Genomic DNA, 16,714 nt, shown 5'->3' with positions numbered 1-16,714 from the left:
ACGGTCGTGTTCCTTCCCGGTCTCACGCGCTCGTCATCCGGCCAGGGCGTCCGGTACCTCGGCGGGCAGCTTGGCCTCCGCAGCACAGCCCAACTCCTCGGCCATGGCACGGGAAACGGCATTGAGTACGGTCATGCGTCCCTTTCCGTCAGGGTTCACCTGGCCTCGTGCAGAGAACATTTCCGCCTCCACATAGGGCATCTTTCCATCGGGCCCCGACGTGGGGCACGCGAAGTAGAGCGAAGTGCTGTCCTCGCCCCGTGCGGATGCGAACAGGCCGAGAGGGAAGAACATCTCCCCCGAATCGCTCGACTTGTCCTCTTCGGCGAGGTCGGGATGGCTCTTCCGTGCCTGAAAACTGATGTCGAGAAGCGGAAAATCGTTCTTGCCATCGGCTTTGTAGATGAGGCAGTCGTTCTTCTTGGACGGGTCGTCGTAAAGAGTCTCTGCCGCATGTTTCAAGGAAAATTTGTACGGGGTCCCGGATTCCTTTTTCCCCTCGATCTCAGTGAAGCGGTCCGTGCCGCCGAGGTGTCCCAGCGCTGCCGCTGCCGCTGTGTCCAGCGTTCCGTCGCAGACCTGGGTGGCCGAGAGTACGTCGGGCTTCGCTTCCTCGCCACTGTCGTTGCCGCATGCGGTCACCCCGGCGACGACAAGAGTCAAGAATGCAGCCCAGCGCGTTGTTGCCTTCATGAGCGCTCCGATATGTGCGTAGTCGACTGCCGGTCAGTCTTTGTACGGTGCGCGCCCTCGGAAGTCGTCCTGGTTCGAACCGGTGTTGATGTAGCTGCTTTCGATGTCCCTCGCCCACTCCGAACTCTCACTGTTTTCCCACTTCGGATTATTCTTTTCGTAGGCGACGTAAGCCGTGCCGAGCTCGTCGGCGCCCTTTTGGTAGAATTTCTGACTGGTCATCTGCGACTTCTCGGCGGCGTCCTGCTCGGAGCTGTCGATGCTCTTGTCGACCTCGTGACCGATGAATGTATTCACCATGTCACCGACGGTGTCCGCCGCCATGGGAGCGACCACCAGGGCTGCGGCGGTGGAGCCGGGCAGCGGGATCGCCGCGATTCCGCCTCCCACCACCACGCCTGCGCCCAGTTTCACCCAGTCACCGGACCGGCCAAGAGACTTGTTTGCTTCCTCGGCCTCCTTGCCGTACGTGGCTTCCGCCTGCTGCACGCGCGAGTGGTCCAGGATGCCGCGGGCCTCGCCACCCGTCATGAGCGCGTCCTTGGCGTGGTTGATGTTCGCCTCGCTAGTGGCCGGGTTGGCGTCCAGAGCGCTCAGTGTGTAGAGGTGCTGCGCCGCTGTGACGACGCCGTGCGAGGTTTCGTTCTGCCCAAGCACGCTGAGGAAGTTGATGGCGCCCTGCTCGCCGAAATTCGCCCGCCCCTGGTACTTGGCGGGGAATGACTCGTCGGTCTTGGCGGAGTTCCCGACCCCCGACAGGCTGTAGTCGATGTCGTCGATGTACGCGGCTCCCATCTTCCCCAGGCTGTCGGCCAGTGGTGACTGCTCGTGCAGCATTTTGGGGCCTTCCTCGCTCCCGTACAGGAACGCCACCTGCTCCATGACGCCTGCCGTCGCGGCCGTCCGGTGGTCCTTGGCGCCCGGGACCATGGGGTCCTTGCCGGACATCGGGTCGGCGTCGTACGCGTATCCGGTGGTGGCCGATTCCAGGGCGTGACCGAGCGAGTCATGACCGGCCATGGCCTTGCCGTCACCGCCGAAGGGGGCGTCCGGGAGCCAGATTCGGTCCTTGGTCAGGTACTTGAGGTGATCATTCACCTCGTCTTCCTTGCGGATCGTCGCCCCCGCGCCCTCGGGCTGTGCGAAGAACTGGGTCGAGGCATCGGGGTTGTGGCCCAGGGCTTCCATGAAGCCGGTCATCGGGTCCCGGCCGCGGTCGTTCTTCCCGTAGAAGTTGAGATCCCCCTGATCCCGGTTGTTGATCCATGGGCTCATGTCCTTGACGTTGTGTTCCTTGTCGTAGGCGATGAGGGTTTCGCCGTAGTTGTTGAGGAACTGGTCGTCGTAGTCACCGAAGCGCATGAGGTTGCTCATGACGCCGAAGCCCGTCGGGTCGTTGGCGTCGTCGATACCGAGTCGGTCGGGGCCCAGTTTCACCATCTGCTGCTCCCAGCGCTCCATCGTGTCGCTGTCGGAGAGTGTGGCCGTACCCAGCGTGATACCGAGGTTCTTCTGAAGTTTCTTCGCCTGCTCGATCCGGGCCCGGTCGGTCCCGTATCCCTGGTATGGATCTGCGATTCCGGCGTAGAACTCCAGGACCTTCTTCGGTTCCACCTGAGTGGCGAACCGCTCGGCGAAGAGCGGGTCGTTCTTGTAAGCGGCCAGGGAGGTGTTGAGAGCGTTGAGCTCGGTCAGCGTGACGTCGTGCGGGTCCTTCTTGAGGATCTTCGCCGTCTTCTCCGCCTCGGCCACCGCCTTGGCCGCGGAGTCGCGGTCCGAGTAGCTGGCATCCGAGAAGCCGTACTTGGCCTGGTCGACGAGGAGGGTGAGTACCTTCGCCGCCGATGTGTCGCTCTCCGTGGCCTTCTTCAGGATGTTCTGAATCTCGTCCCGGAACGTGTCGACGTCCTGCTGGGTGTGCTCGGGCAGCGTGGTGCCCTTCGCGGCCCTGTCGGGGTGGATGTTCATGGTGACGGTGAAGGATCCGTCGCCCGTGTCCATGACAGTGAGGTTCTTCTGCGCCCCGCGATGGATCGCAGTGTTGAGCTGCGTGCGGTAGCCGACGAGTTCCCCACGAGTGTCGGTGAGGATCTTCGTGATGGTTTCGGCCTGAGTGTGGGCGTCGGCGAACTCTCCCGCCGTCTTGTTCACGAAAGCGCGGGTGACAGTGGCGTTCTCGCCGGCCCAGTTCGCCTTGTCCGACTTGGCTTTGAGGTCGTCCTTGGCGTCACTCTGAAGGGCTTTGAGCTTTGCGACCATTTGTTCCCAGTCGGCGATGGCCGTATCCAGACCGGAGAAGTTGGCGAAGCGCAGGGAGTCGAGGTCCATCAGTGGCCCGACCTCTCGTCGAAGCCTTTGTCGAGTGTGTCGATGTTGCTGATGAGCGTGGCGATGTAGACCTCGTCGTCGGCGTGGGCGCCCTTGGTGAAATCGAGGTGGTTCGAGATGTGGGCACAGGCGTCCAGCAGTGAGCGGACCTGGTCGATCCACCGTGACGCCACGTGATCGAGGGCCGCGCCCAGTGCGAAGGTCTCCGCCCTGAGCCCGCCGGCAGCCTTCTGGGTGGCGGCGCGGGCGTGGTCACCGGCCTTCTCGAGATCTCCGTACATCCGGAATGCGGTATTGCCGATCGCCGCCAGGTCCTGCTGATCGACCTCCAGGTCGCCCTGGGGAATCGGCCCTCCGCCGCCTGGTTCGACCTGATTCAGTTGCATCTGGGTCGAATTTCTCTCCGCCGCCTCGGATTTCAACTGTTCCCACTCGTCCCACGCCACTGGCGGATGCCTTCCCCATAGTCCCGTTGATTCCCGTACGCCGCCCGCGCGGGCGATGAGCGGTGCGTCAATTTACCAATGGGGACAGGGAGTTGGCGTAGGAAATGGTCACTGATTGTGGCGATCGGCCAGGAGGTACGTGCGTCCGGGGTGGCAGCGCAGGGCGTCGGACGCCGAGTGCCGAGTGCCGAGTGCCGGGTGCCGAGTGCCGGGTGCCGAGTGCTGGGTGTGCGCCGGCCCGGGGCGGGGACAGCGGTCCTCGCCCCGGGCCGGCGTCGTACGTGCGGATGGAGTGGTGCGGCTTTCGTACGTGCGGATGAAAGTGGTGCGGCTAGGGCCTCTGGTTCGGGGCGGGTGGTGCGGTTACCAGACGAACGGTGCGGACTGGTTGGCCGTGGCGACGCACGGGACCGTGGCCGACGTCGGGGACGAGGCCACGATCTGCAGTGACCAGTTGGTGGCACTCGGAGGCGAGGCCAGCACCACGGAATTCGTGCTGTCACCCGCGGCCAGGGTGCCGGAGGTGAGCTTCAGCGGGCCCAGGGTGATGGGGTTGCCGCCGCTCAGGCCGGGGTTGGTCTTGCCGGAGAACTGCACCTGGCTGGTGACGCCGCCCGAGGTCTTGCTGAGCTTGAGCGTCGTCGTGATGCTGTTCGGGTCGGCGCTGGTACCGGCCGGCATGGTGATCGCGGTGGACGTGATCTTTATCGTCTTGGACGTGCCCGAGTCGGTGGCGGTCAGGGTGGCGAGACCGCTGCCCCAGGCGCCGCAGTCGTACGTGGCCGTCGCGGTGAGCGGAGTCACCGCATGGGCCGCCGGAGCCAGGGCGAGTGCGCCGGCCACGGAACAGGCCGCGGCCAGCACCAGGGGGATGTGTCTTCGATTCGACGACATGACGGGGGGAACTCCTTCCGGTTCTGAATTCCGCAGATTCACCGAAGAACTGAGGAAGTGGATCTGCGTGCCGGGCCCGGCATGTCGGGTGCAGTGAAACGGTGGTCCTCGGAGAAGTCAAGAGATGTCCGCAGGAGCACTTGAAATTCCCGTGGAAATGCTCTTCGGGCATTTCAGGCAAGGATCAACCGGTTCTCTCTTGACTTCTTTGCACCCGGCCTCCTCAATGTGCGCAATCAATGGGCCATGGAGGGGTGTCTGGTGATACGACGACGAAGACCCGGCGTGACCGGTCTGCTCGCTGCCTGCTTCGTGATGTCGCTGAGCTGCGCCGGGGCCACCGCCCAGGCCGCGCCGCGGGACGCGGCGGCGGCCGGGCGGCAGGCGGCCGGTGTGGTCACCCCGTCCGTCCACTGCGTGCTGCCCGCGGGGCAGGGTGAGGCGACCGGGCCGCAGGAGATGACCGTCGAACTGTCGCCCGCGGTCGTCGCCCCGGGCGGGAAGGTGCACGCCGAGGTCACGCTGGGGCCGTCCCCCGCCACCAGCGCGCTGGCGCTGGAGGACGTGCCGACCATCCCCAGCCTCGACCTCGCCATGTCGGGCGGGGCGACCGGCACCGTCACCGTGCGGGGGGCCGAGTTCACGATGGACATCCCGGCCGGGAAGCCCATCGAACTCCCGCCGTACGAAGGGGACTTCCTGGTCCCGGCGGACGCCTCCGGGGACATCTCGTTCGCCCCGGTCCGTACGCTGACGCAGACCAAGGTGCTCGGCTCCGTCTTCGAGACACCCTGCGACGTCGTGGGCGGCGGCGGCAGCGTCGGCGGCGTCACGGTGGAGGGCACCGGCTCCGAACCCGCCACGCTGACCGCTCCCGCCGATCCGGTACGGCCCAACACCGCGGTGGCGCTGGGGGGTTCGGGGTGGACGCCGGGCGGGTCGCCGGTGCCCTCGCTCTGTGCGGTGGGCGGTGGCGGCTGTGATCCGCTGAAGTTCAGGAGCAACACGCTCACCATCGGCGGTGACGGCACGCTGGCCGGCACGGCCACCCTCGCGGAAGCCGGTGCGGTGCCGGACGGTGCGTACGAGGTGAAGGTCAACGACGGTACGAAGGAGGCCACCGCCCCCCTCACCGTCCGGGCCGTCGCGGCCGGCGACCGTGAGATCTCGCTGTCGCGCGGCAGCGGTCCCGTCGGCAGTGTCGTCACGGTCAGCGGCAAGAACTACAACCCGGACCGCTGGATCAACGTCATCGGCCTCGACGCCTCGGGCACCGGGCTCGACGACAGCGCGGTCTACGTCAAGAGCGGCCCGGACGGCACGTTCTCCGTCGAGTTCACCGTCATCTCCGACGCCGTCGTCGCGGTCCAGGCGGACGAGGGCAACGATCCGGCGACCGTGCGGACCGTGCCGTTCACCGTCTCCGACGGCGGGGGAGGGGACGGCGGCAGCGCCGACCAGCGGCTGAGCACCTCGGTCAGGGCCGGGACACTGTCCATGGTCCAGGACGGTGACACCGTCGACTTCGGTACGACGGTGCTGGGCACCGGCAGCGGTGTGCAGCGCTCCCGGCTCAACCGGGTCGAGGTGGAGGACGGCCGCGGTGTGAACAGCGGCTGGTCGCTGACCGCCACGCTCTCCGGGTTCACCTCCTCCGGCGGCGGCACCATCCCGGCCGACGCCGTCCGGTGGACGCCCAGGTGCACGGCGCAGAACGGCAGCGTGGGGGCGCCGGTGGCCGGTTCGCCCGCCGCGCTCGGGAGCGGGGCGGCGAGCCTCTGCCGGATGGATCCGGACGGCTCCCGCCCGTTCACCGGCGGCCGGTTCGACGCCGACGCCGATCTCACCCTCACCGTCCCCGGCTTCACCCCGCCCGGAGATTACAGCGCGACCCTCACCCTCACTCTTCTCTGAATTCTTCATTCTCCGTTTTCTGTTCTGTGTTCTCCGGAGGATTTTCCGGGAGCCGTGAGGGGAAGTTCCGGAGGCGCCCGCCCGCTCCGTATCGCATCGGAGCGGGCGGGCGCCGCCGTTCCGAATTCGGGAATTCCCGCAGCCGACATCTCAGCCATGGAGGAGACGCATGTCCGTGTCCGTCAGATCGAGAAGAACCGAACGGCCGGGAAGGGCCGGACGGTCGGGGATGGTTCACCGCGGACGCGCGGGGTTACGCCGTGCCGTGGCGCTCACCGCCGGGGCCGTGCTCGTCTGGACCGGCGGCACCGTCGCACTCGCCCCCGCCGCCGAGGCCGGCACCGTCACCCCGACCGTGCACTGCTCCCTGCCCGCGGGCCAGGGCGAGGCGACCGGGCCGCAGGAGATGAGCGTCGACCTCTCACCGTCGATCGTCGACCCGGGCGGCAAGGTCCACGCCAAGGTCGCCCTCGGACCGTCCCCCGCCACCAGCGGACTCAGCCTGAGCGATGTGCCCACCACCCCCAGCATCGACTTCGCGATGTCCGGTGGCGCCACCGGCACGGTCACCGTCACCGGCCCCCAGATCAACCTCGACATCCCGTCCGGCAAGCCCATCGAAATCCCGCCGTACGAAGGGGACTTCCTCATCCCCGCCAATGCGAGCGGCCCGATCACCTTCACCCCGATACGCAATCTGACGCGTACGAAGGTGCTCGGCTCCACCTACGAGACCCCGTGCGACGTGGTGAGCGGCGGCGGCTCCATCGGCACGGTGACCGCCGAGGGCACCGCGGGGCATCCGCCCACCCTGACCGCGCCCACCACAGCCGTCCGGCCGTCCACCGCTGTCGCCCTGTCGGGCAGCCTCTGGACCGCGGGCGCCACCCCCGTACCGTCGCTCTGCTCGGCGGACGGCGGTGGTTGCGACACCGGCAAGTTCGCCTCCAGCACCCTCTCCATCAGCGCTTCGGGGGAGCTGGGCGGAAGCGCGGTGCTCGCGGCCGCGGGCGCCGTGCCCGACGGCTCGTACCTGGTGAAGGTCGGCGACGGCACGAAGGAGGCGACCGCGCCCCTGACCGTCAAGGCGTACGTGCCCGGCGGGCCGCGGGCCATCGCGCTCTCCCGCTCCGGCGCGCCGGTCGGCAGCGTCATCTCCGTCACCGGCAGCAACTATTTCCAGGACCGGTGGATCAACACCGTCGGCCTGGACGCGAGCGGGGCGACGCTCGACGACACCGCCGTCTATGTGAAGAGCACCCCCGACGGCACGTTCAACGTCGAGTTCACCGTCTCCGACCCCGCCATCGCCGCGATCCAGGTCGACGAGGGAAACGATCCGGCCACCGTGCTCACCACCCCGTTCACCGTGACCGACGCCTCCGCGACGCTCTCCGCGGGCGCGGCGAAGGTCAGGCCGGGCGGAACGATCGCCCTCTCCGGCGGTGACTGGCCGTCCGGAACCACGCCCACCGCCGCCCTCTGCACCGCCGACGGCGGCTCCTGCGACAGCGCCCGGATCAGCGGCTCCACCCTCCGGATCGGCGCCGACGGAACGCTGGCCGGCACGGTCACCGTGGCCGGATCCACCCCGCGTGCCGTGTACGCGCTCCAGGTCACCGCCGGGGGAGCGCAGGCCACCACCCCGCTGACCGTCGCCCCGTCCTTCGTCGTGCTCACCCCCTCGGCCGGCCCGAAGGGCACCGCCGTCACCGTCATCGGGCAGGGCTTCGCGAAGGTCGCGACCGTGTCCATCGTCGGGCTGCGGGCCGACGGCTCGCAGACGTCCGACCCGGCGAAGACCAAGGTGGTGGGGCTGGACGGGGCGTTCTCGCAGACCTTCAAGGTCAACGCCGCCGACACCGTCGCCATCCGGGTCCGGGAGGTCCTCGTCAACCCCCGTACCGAGACAGCGGCGTTCACCGTCCAGGACGGAACCGTCCCCGCCGGACCGTCCTTCGCGCTCTCGCCCCCCGAGGGGCCCGTCGGCACGACGGTCCAGGTGGCCGGACGCGGATTCGCCCCCGTCGCCACGGTCTCGGTGACCGGCCGCACCGCGGACGGGAAACGCACCGCCGATCCGTACGTCACCCGGGTCATCGGTCTCGACGGCACCTTCGCCCTCGACTTCACCGTCCGGGACCCGGCGACGAAGTCGATCCGGGCCTGCGAGGTGCTCGTTAACGGAAAAATTGTGCAGCAGGCGTTCACCGTGAGTTAACGGCAGTTCACTTCCGGTGCGTGAAGCGCCGCGACGGCGTCGGCCGACCTGGACGCGCGTAGACCTCCGGGATCCGGCCGACGCCCCGCTGACCGGCGCTTATGCTGCTTCAAGCCAACTCCCCTTCGGACAACGCCCGGATTCTGGACGAGGTCTTCCGCTGAGCGGACTCGCTCGCTACTGTCCCAAAAAATGAACGCCCCGTGGCAGAGCCCGCAGCGGGGCGCAGCCGGTGCCTGGCCAGGCCGGCGGCCTCTCCGTGCGTCGCCGCTGGGACCGGCGACGCACATTCCGTGGGAATCAGCCGCTGCCGCTCATCAAAGAGGAGAGGGCGTCGTGACCGCGGAAACCTCCCAGACGCTCGACCGGGGCCTGAGGGTCCTCAAACTGCTTGCCGACACCGACCACGGCCTGACCGTCACCGAGTTGTCCAACAAACTCGGGGTCAACCGGACCGTGGTCTACCGTCTGCTCGCCACCCTGGAACAACACGCCCTGGTACGCCGGGATCTGGGCGGCCGGGCCCGAGTGGGCCTGGGCGTGCTGCGCCTGGGCCGCCAGGTGCATCCGCTGGTGCGCGAGGCCGCGCTGCCCGCGCTGCGCTCGCTCGCCGAGGACATCGGGGCCACCGCACACCTCACGCTGGTCGACGGCAGCGACGCGCTGGCCGTCGCGGTGGTCGAGCCGACCTGGACCGATTACCACGTGGCCTACCGGGCCGGATTCCGCCACCCGCTGGACCGGGGTGCCGCGGGCCGGGCGATCCTCGCCGCCCGCCAGAAGCCGGTCGGCGAGACCGCCTTCACCCTCACCCACGGCGAGCTGGAGGCCGGGGCGAGCGGAGCCGCGGCCGCGCTGGTCGGGGTGACCGGAGTCGAGGGCAGCGTGGGTGTGGTGATGCTCGCGGACTCCGTACCCGAACGCGTCGGCCCCCGTGTGGTGGACGCGGCCAGGGAAGTGGCGGACGCGCTCCGGTAGCGGGCCCTGCGGCGGGCCGCCCCCACCGGCCCGCGGGCGGCTTCATGGCCGGATCACGTCTGAGCGGATGCCCGGACGGGCCGTATGTCTTCGGGGCCCACGCCTCGACCGGAGCCCGTGGCCGTTCCGGGGGTTCCGATGAATGGTTCTGATCTCACGATTCTCGTTGCCGTGGGTATCCCGTTGTATTTCCTGCCCTTCTTCATCGCTGCGGGGCGCGGGGCGAACACCGGCTCGGTGTTCGTGATCAATCTGTTCCTCGGCTGGACGTCCATCGGCCGGGTGGTCGCCCCGGCCATGCAGATGGGAACCCGGCGCACGCCGTAGACGCCCCGGGCCGGGTACGGGGCGCCCGGCCCTTGTGCCCGCTCCGGCGGTTAGATTGGGCGGGTGCTCCCTCGTCTCTCGCGTCCCCGTGCCCTCGCCCTGTGCGCCCTGCCCGTGCTCGCCCTGTTCGGTGTGGCCGCCTTCGCGCCGCTGCCGTTCACCCTGGCGCAGCCCGGCTCGACCGCGAACGTGCTCGGGGACGATCACGGCACGCCGGTGATCAGCATCAAGGGCGCGCCCACCCGACCCACCAAGGGTGAGCTGCGGATGACGACGATCCTCGCGACCGGGCCCACCGCCGACGTCGGCATCGGCGATGTGATCGACGGCTGGTTCCGTACGGACCGGGCGGTGCTGCCCCGGGACTCCGTCTACCCGACCGGCGGCTCCGAGAAGGAGATCGAGAAGCACAACCTCGACGACATGCGGAAGTCGCAGGACTCCGCGGTCGACGCCGCGCTGAACTACCTCGGGAAGAAGCCCGGCTCGGTGGACGTGACCCTGAGCCTCGCCGATGTGGGCGGACCCAGCGCCGGCCTGTTCTTCGCGCTCGGCATCGTCGACAAGCTCGACGGGGACGGCTCGGGGGGCGATCTCACCGGTGGCCGCACCATCGCGGGCACCGGCACGATCGAGGCGAACGGGTCGGTCGGGGCGGTCGGCGGGGTGTCGCTGAAGACTCAGGCCGCGCGCCGAGACGGGGCGACCGTCTTCCTCGTACCGAAGGCGGAGTGCCGGGAGGCGGGCGCCGAGCTGCCCGAGGGGATGCGGCTGATTCCGGTCACGACTCTGAAGAGCGCGGTGTCCTCGCTCCGGGCACTGGAGCAGGGGCACAGGGTCCCGAGCTGCTGATCTCGCCGACCGGCTCGTCGGCCGGTACGGAAGCCCGCTCCGCCACCGCGCCGTCCATCGTGCGCCACACCGGGAATACCAGTGGGCTCAGCGTCGCCAGCAGGTACACCCCGCCCATCGCCAGCAGCGCGCCCTTCACGCCCGCGCTCTCGACCAGCAGGCCGGCCGCGAGACCGCCCACCGGCATGGCCAGTTCGCCGCCCGCCGTGAGGACCCCGGAGACCCGGCTGCGCAGCTCGTCGGGCACCGTTCCGTAGATCAGGGTCGTCAGGATCGGGTTCAGCACCCCGCCCGCGAGCCCGCTCAGCGCCATGGTCACCGCGAGCGGCAGCGTCGTACCGGTCAGCGCCGCGACCACGTACCTGGGCGCGCCGCACAGCAGCACGCACACCGTGAACACGGTCCGCCGCGAGAAGCGGTGCCCGACCGCCCCGTACAGCAGCGCCCCGGCCAGCCCGCCCGCGCCGAACAGCGCGGTGAGCAGCCCGATGTCACCGGCCCCGCCCAGTTCGGCGGAGGCGTGCACCGGGAGCAGGACGGCGTTCCAGCCCTGGTCGGTGCCGTTCATGAACAGGACCATCACCACGACTGCCAGCAGCAGCCGGTTGCCCAGCAGGTAGGCGTAGCCCTCGCGCAGTTCGGTGCGGTACGCCCGCAGCGAGACCGGTGCCGCGGCCTTGCGGGGCTCGGCCGCGCGCACTCCCCGTACGCCTGCCGCGATCAGCAGCGCGGACGTCAGGAAGGTCACCGCGTCCAGCAGCAGTACGGTCTCCGCGCCGACGAGTGCGATCAGTACGCCGGCCAGTGCCGCCCCGACCATCCGGGCGCCGCGCGACACGGCGTCGAAGAGGCTGGCGGCGCGGGCGAGGGTGGTGCCGGCGTGTTCGGCGAGATCCGGCACCAGGACGTAGCGCGCCGTGTCGCCCGGGGTGTGCGCGAGCCCGCCGACCGCCATCAGCGCGCACAGCATCCAGAAGGCCAGGGCGTCCGCGTAGTGCAGCAGCGGAATGGCGGCGACGGCGAGGCCGCACACCAGGTCCGAGGCCACGGAGACCCGGCGCCGTCCGAGCCGGTCGATGACGGGGCCGCCGATCAGGGCGGATACGACGATCGGCAGGGTTGCGCAGAAGGCGACGACACCGGCCCGGCCCGCGCTTCCCGTGGTCTCCAGGACGAACCACGGGACACCGATCATGGTGAGTGAACTGCCCGCCCTGGATATGGAGTTGGCGGACAGTACGGCGGCGAGCGGGATACGGCTGCGGTCCCCCCGACCGTTCACGCCGGACCGGGCACGACGTAGGTGTGGCCGGCCCGGTGGGGCAGGACGCGCAGCCCCAGTCCGACGAGGGCCCAGCCCAGCCGGGTGCGCAGACCGGCGCCCTGCGCGGCCGATCTCAGGCCGAATTCCGTTGCGCACAGCCGTAGTTCGGCGGCACGCAGGTGGTGCAGCTGCAGATGTGTATCGGGGTGCACGACGATGTCCTTCCGGTCGGGAGGGGCTGGTTACGCCGCGGGGCGCGGGAAGAGGTGCACATGGCTGCGGACGTTGGCCGAGCCCTCGGTGCCCTCCGGGACCCGGCCGTGGTAGCTCTCGATGAGTTCGTGGACCTTCCCGATCAGCTCCTCGGCGAGGTCCGGGGTGAGGCGCACCTGGAAGTCGCTGATGTCCCAGCCCTCGCGCCACTCCTCGGGCCACTCGGACATGGTGCCGATCCAGGTGTTCAGCTCCCGGGAGTGCGCGGTGGCGATCTCGTGGAGCACGAGGTCGACCGCGCCGCGCACCTCGGGGTCGGGGTGGCTCAGGAATCTGCCGCTGTCGAAGACGGTGCCCCGGTGCGCGGCCCGCCACCAGCGCTCGCGGCCCTTGCCGCGCTCCGGGTCGTCCTCGACGAAGCCGTACGTCGCCAGCTGCCTGAGGTGGTAGCTGGTGGCGCCGCTGGACTCGCCGAGCCGGCCGGCGAGACCGGAGGCGGTGGCGGGGCCGAACTCCCGCAGCGCGGCCAGCAGCCGCAGCCGCAGGGGATGGGCCAGCCCGCGCAGGGTGCGGGCATCGACCTTGTGGATGTTCTCGGCTTCGGCGGGCGTCTCGGCGCCGTCCTCTGTTTCGGGCATGGGTGAACCGTAGACTTGCAAAATCTTCTTTGCAACAGTTTTTTTGCAACACATCCTTTGCACGTGGGTCTCCGGGGGAGAGCCGGTGAGTCGGCGAGCCGGTGAGTGAGTCGTGCGTGGTGTGCGGTGTGTCTCCCGGCACCGGCTCACCCCTGCTTGATGAACCCCTCCTGGATCAGCCAGTCCTTCGCCACCTCGTGCGGGTCCTGCCCGTCCACGTCCACCTTGGCGTTGAGCACCTGGGCGACCTCGGTGGTCAGCTTCCTGCTGACCGGGTCGAGCAGTCCGGCGATCTGTGGATACTTCTCGAAGGTCTTGGTGTGGATGACCGGTGCCGCGTTGTAGTTGGGGAAGAAGTGCTTGTTGTCGACGAGCACTTCGAGGTTCATCGCCTTGATCCGGCCGTCCGTGGTGAACACCTCGCCCAGCAGGCAGGAGTCGGACTTGGAGACCTGGGTGTAGATGATCCCGGCGTCCATCTTCTTGATGTTGGCGGCCGGGAGCGACATCCCGTACGCCTTCTCCATGCCCGGCAGCCCGTCGTCGCGTGAGGCGAACTCGTTCTCCACGCAGATCGTCACCGCCGACGGGTTCTTCTCCGCCAGCGCCGCCACGTCGGAGAGCGTCTTCAGGTGGTACTTCGCGTTGTTCTTCCGGCTGATGGCGAGCGCGTAGGTGTTGTTGAGCGTGGACGGCGTCAGCCAGGTCACCCCCGTACGGCGGTCCTCGTCCCGGACCGCCGTCCACTGCTTCAACGGGTCGGGGATCGGCTTCGCATGGCCGAGGTACGTGATCCAGCCGGTGCCCGTGTACTCGTACATCGCGTCCGCGTCGCCCTTGACGATCGCCTCGCGCGCACTGATCGAGCCGGGCAGGTTCGTCCGGTCCAGGACCTCCGCGCCCGCGGCCTTGAAGACCAGGCCGATCATCTGGCCCAGGATGATGTTCTCGCTGAAGTTCTTCGAGGTGACGGTCAGCGAGGCACCGTCCAGCGGCTTCCCCCGGCCGACCGAGCCCGGCACCACGTCGTCCACCATCGGCGAGCCGCTCTTCAGCCCGCACCCGGAGAGCAGCAGCGCCACCGCCACCGCCCCCACCAGGCCGGCACGCACCTTCCGCGGGCCCGTCATCGCCCCACCTCCAGTCCGCGCGGTGTCAGCGCCACCTCGACGAGTGAGGCCAGCCAGTCCACCAGCAGCGCCAGCACCACCGTCAGCACCGAGCCGAGCACCAGTACCGGCATCCGCTGGGTCTGGATGCCCGAGGTGATCAGGTCACCGAGACCGCCGCCGCCGACGAAGGTGGCCAGGGTCGCCGTGCCGACGTTGAGCACCAGGGCCGTACGTACCCCGGCCAGGATCAGCGGTACGGCCAGCGGCAGTTCGACCTTGGTGAGCGTCCCCGTCGCCGACATGCCGATGCCGCGCGAGGCCTCGACCAGATTCGGTTCGATCGCCTTGAGACCGGCCACCGTGTTGGAGAAGACCGGCAGCACCGCGTAGATCACCATGCCGATGATCGCCGTCGACGGACCGATGCCCAGCCAGATCACCAGCAGCGCCAGCAGGCCGATCGCCGGTGTCGCCTGCCCGATGTTGGCGACCGCGGTGACCACCGGGGCACCCTTGCTCAGCCTGCGCCGGGTCAGCGCGATGCCCAGCGGAATGGCGATGATCAGCACCCAGAACGTCGAGATCGCGGTCAGCCGCACATGCTGCCACCAGCGCAGCTGCACATTGCCGCCGGTGAGCGAGTTCCGCGCGATCGAGTCGAGGTGGACATTGGTGATCCAGAGATACGTGACGGCCAGCACGATCGCGAGCGCCACCGGCATCATCACCAGCTTGCGCCAGGTGAACCGGCGCGGCGGACCGCTCGGCGGCGGGGCCGGCTCCTCCTCCTCGTCCCGGAAGGCATGGCCCTTCACGTCGTGCTCGCCGGGCGGGCGGTCCTTGTCGGAGGAGGGCACGGACGGCTCGGGGCGCGGCCGGCGCGGGGGTTCGTGGTTCAGCGGTGGATTGCGAGTCATGCGCCCGGACCGCCCTCCAGCTCCGTCTCGGTCTGGTGGCTGCGCAACTCCTCCAGGTCGTGCTGGTGCTCGATGGCGGCGAGCCGGTCGGCCTCCAGCAGTTCATGGACGGAGTTCATCAGGGTCTGCATGTCGACGACGCCGATGAACTCGCCGCGCCGCCCGGTCACCGCGACCCGTCCGCCGCTGTCGGTCAGCACCGCCTCCAGCGCGTCGTGCAGCGTCGCGTCACGCGTCACCGTGTCGTGGACCAGCTGCCCGGCGCGCGCCAGCGAACCCCGGGCCCGCATCAGGTCGCCGCGCCGCAGCCACTTGTACGGGCGGTTCCTGCGGTCCAGCATCAACAGCTCGTTGTGCGGGCCGCTGCGCAGCTTGTTGAAGATCGACTGGAGCGGGTCGTCGACCGTCACCGTGGGGAACTCGGCCATCTCCACATCGCGTACCCGGGTGAGATTGAGCCGCTTCAGCGCCGCACCGGCACCGACGAAACCGGAGACGAAGTCGTCCGTCGGATTGGTGAGGATGGCCTCCGGGGTGTCGAACTGCGCGATGTGCGAACGCTCCCGCAGCACCGCGATCCGGTCCCCCAGCTTGATCGCCTCGTCGAAGTCGTGGGTGACGAAGACGATCGTCTTGTGCAGTTCGTGCTGGAGCCGGATCAGCTCGTCCTGGAGGTGGTCACGGGTGATCGGGTCGACCGCGCCGAACGGCTCGTCCATCAGCAGCACCGGCGGATCGGCCGCCAACGCCCTTGCCACGCCCACCCGTTGCTGCTGACCGCCGGAGAGCGCGCGGGGATAGCGCCCGTGGAACTCCCGCGGGTCCAGCCCCACCAGATCGAGCATCTCCTCGACCCGGTCCTTCACCTTCGACTTCGACCAGCCGATCATCTTCGGTACGAGGGCGATGTTCTCGGCGACCGTCATGTGCGGGAAGAGCCCGGACGACTGGATGGCGTAGCCGATCTTGCGGCGCAGCTTCACCGGGTCGATGTCGGTGACGTCCTCGTCGTTGATCCTGATCCGCCCGGACGAGGGCTCGATCAGCCGGTTGATCATCTTCAGGGTGGTGGACTTGCCGCAGCCGGACGGGCCCACGAAGATCACCGTCTCACCGGCCTTGATGTCCATCGAGACGCTGTCCACCGCCGGGTTCGGATTCCCCGGATAGTGCTTGGTCAGGTCCTCCAGCTGGATGGTGGCGCCGGACGTGGTCCGGGGCGTTCCGGCGCTGCCGGCGTCCGTGCTCCCGGTGGCGGTCTCAGACACGGATCCCCCTCGGGATGGTGAGCCGCCCGAGCAGTACGTACGCGGCGTCGAAGAGCAGGGCGAGGATGACGATGCCGAGCGTGCCCGCGAGCACCTGATTGAGCGCGTTGGCGCTGCCCAGCGAGGCGATGCCGCGGAAGATCTCGTTGCCCAGGCCGGGGCCCGAGGCGTAGGCGGCGATGGCGGCGATGCCCATCAGCATCTGGGTGGAGACCCGGATGCCGGTGAGGATCGGCGGCCAGGCGAGCGGCAGTTCCACCCGGCAGAGCCGGGCCAGCCGGGACATCCCGATGCCCTTCGCCGCGTCGACCAGCGACGGATCGACGCCGCGCAGCCCCACGATGGAGTTACGGACGATGGGCAGCAGCCCGTACAGCGTCAGGGTGATCACGGTGGGCGCGACCCCGAGGCCGACGAGCGGGATGAGCAGGCCGATCGCGGCGAGGGAGGGGATGGTCAGGATCGTCGCCGTCGAGGTGATGGCCAGTGACCCCGCCCAGCCGCTTCGGTAGGTGACGACCCCGATCAGGATGCCCAGCACGGTGGCGATCACCATGCACTGGAACACGGCGCTGACGTGCTGGTACGCGTCGGTGAGCAGCTGTTGGTGCCGGTTTCCCAAGTACTCCCAGAAGCTCACACGTCACTC

General features: G+C 68.9%; 16 protein-coding genes. 5 read left to right on the top strand and 11 right to left on the bottom strand.

The annotated features are described in order from the left end of the window. Positions 1-33: 33 nt before the first annotated feature. The 4 genes from ACGF8B_RS21620 to ACGF8B_RS21605 all read right to left on the bottom strand — a co-directional run bounded on the left by ACGF8B_RS21620 (position 34) and on the right by ACGF8B_RS21605 (position 4,361). Positions 34-693 (bottom strand): hypothetical protein, encoded by a 660-nt coding sequence (locus ACGF8B_RS21620; protein WP_392740840.1) that lies wholly within the window; start codon positions 691-693, stop codon positions 34-36. A 33-nt stretch (positions 694-726) separates the two neighbouring features. Then, positions 727-3,021, bottom strand: a complete 2,295-nt coding sequence (locus tag ACGF8B_RS21615; RefSeq protein WP_392740837.1) for a hypothetical protein — start codon at positions 3,019-3,021, stop codon at positions 727-729. Then, entirely contained in the window at positions 3,021-3,467 is a 447-nt protein-coding gene (locus ACGF8B_RS21610) for a hypothetical protein (RefSeq protein WP_392740834.1), read from the bottom strand. The genes ACGF8B_RS21615 and ACGF8B_RS21610 overlap by 1 nt, the downstream gene beginning before the upstream one ends. 363 nt (positions 3,468-3,830) lie before the next feature. Next, positions 3,831-4,361: a hypothetical protein gene (locus ACGF8B_RS21605; RefSeq protein ID WP_342285922.1), complete on the bottom strand. Its 531-nt coding sequence runs from the start codon at positions 4,359-4,361 to the stop codon at positions 3,831-3,833. A 285-nt stretch (positions 4,362-4,646) separates the two neighbouring features. Between ACGF8B_RS21605 and ACGF8B_RS21600 the strand changes: the two genes are divergently transcribed. The 5 genes from ACGF8B_RS21600 (at position 4,647) to ACGF8B_RS21580 (ending at position 10,653) form a co-directional block, all read left to right on the top strand. Continuing rightward, positions 4,647-6,275, top strand: coding sequence for a hypothetical protein (locus tag ACGF8B_RS21600; protein ID WP_392740831.1), 1,629 nt, complete (start codon positions 4,647-4,649; stop codon positions 6,273-6,275). A 265-nt stretch (positions 6,276-6,540) separates the two neighbouring features. Continuing rightward, positions 6,541-8,496, top strand: a complete 1,956-nt coding sequence (locus ACGF8B_RS21595; RefSeq protein ID WP_392740828.1) for a hypothetical protein — start codon at positions 6,541-6,543, stop codon at positions 8,494-8,496. A gap of 336 nt (positions 8,497-8,832) precedes the next feature. Further along, positions 8,833-9,474, top strand: a complete 642-nt coding sequence (locus ACGF8B_RS21590; RefSeq protein ID WP_124723277.1) for an IclR family transcriptional regulator — start codon at positions 8,833-8,835, stop codon at positions 9,472-9,474. A 171-nt stretch (positions 9,475-9,645) separates the two neighbouring features. Next, positions 9,646-9,801, top strand: coding sequence for a superinfection immunity protein (locus ACGF8B_RS21585; protein WP_392740824.1), 156 nt, complete (start codon positions 9,646-9,648; stop codon positions 9,799-9,801). 63 nt (positions 9,802-9,864) lie between these two features. Then, positions 9,865-10,653: a S16 family serine protease gene (locus ACGF8B_RS21580; protein ID WP_392740822.1), complete on the top strand. Its 789-nt coding sequence runs from the start codon at positions 9,865-9,867 to the stop codon at positions 10,651-10,653. Here the strand turns inward: ACGF8B_RS21580 and ACGF8B_RS21575 are convergent. From ACGF8B_RS21575 to ACGF8B_RS21545, 7 genes are all read right to left on the bottom strand, one after another. Beyond that, positions 10,583-11,935 carry an MFS transporter gene (locus ACGF8B_RS21575; protein ID WP_392740819.1) on the bottom strand — a complete coding sequence of 451 codons (1,353 nt, stop codon included), beginning with the start codon at positions 11,933-11,935 and terminating at the stop codon, positions 10,583-10,585. The two genes, ACGF8B_RS21580 and ACGF8B_RS21575, sit on opposite strands and share 71 nt — an antisense overlap. Continuing rightward, the gene (locus ACGF8B_RS21570) at positions 11,932-12,129 is read right to left on the bottom strand and encodes a hypothetical protein (protein ID WP_392740817.1); all 198 of its coding nucleotides are present in this window, start codon (positions 12,127-12,129) and stop codon (positions 11,932-11,934) included. Before ACGF8B_RS21570 ends, ACGF8B_RS21575 begins: the two co-directional genes overlap by 4 nt. Before the next feature lie 30 nt (positions 12,130-12,159). Further along, positions 12,160-12,768 (bottom strand): winged helix-turn-helix domain-containing protein, encoded by a 609-nt coding sequence (locus tag ACGF8B_RS21565; RefSeq protein ID WP_392740815.1) that lies wholly within the window; start codon positions 12,766-12,768, stop codon positions 12,160-12,162. 146 nt (positions 12,769-12,914) lie between these two features. Then, on the bottom strand, positions 12,915-13,898 hold the full coding sequence (locus tag ACGF8B_RS21560; protein WP_392740813.1) for a glycine betaine ABC transporter substrate-binding protein: 984 nt from the start codon (positions 13,896-13,898) through the stop codon (positions 12,915-12,917). Beyond that, positions 13,895-14,797: an ABC transporter permease gene (locus ACGF8B_RS21555; protein ID WP_392740811.1), complete on the bottom strand. Its 903-nt coding sequence runs from the start codon at positions 14,795-14,797 to the stop codon at positions 13,895-13,897. Before ACGF8B_RS21555 ends, ACGF8B_RS21560 begins: the two co-directional genes overlap by 4 nt. Beyond that, positions 14,794-16,065, bottom strand: a complete 1,272-nt coding sequence (locus tag ACGF8B_RS21550) for an ABC transporter ATP-binding protein (RefSeq protein WP_392740810.1) — start codon at positions 16,063-16,065, stop codon at positions 14,794-14,796. Before ACGF8B_RS21550 ends, ACGF8B_RS21555 begins: the two co-directional genes overlap by 4 nt. Beyond that, entirely contained in the window at positions 16,058-16,705 is a 648-nt protein-coding gene (locus tag ACGF8B_RS21545; protein WP_385824757.1) for an ABC transporter permease, read from the bottom strand. The genes ACGF8B_RS21550 and ACGF8B_RS21545 overlap by 8 nt, the downstream gene beginning before the upstream one ends. Positions 16,706-16,714 lie beyond the last annotated feature (9 nt).

It is taken from the genome of Streptomyces sp. NPDC047917 (genome assembly GCF_043204345.1).
GTDB lineage: Bacteria > Actinomycetota > Actinomycetes > Streptomycetales > Streptomycetaceae > Streptomyces > Streptomyces sanglieri.
This window is presented reverse-complemented; position numbering and strand designations above follow the sequence as displayed.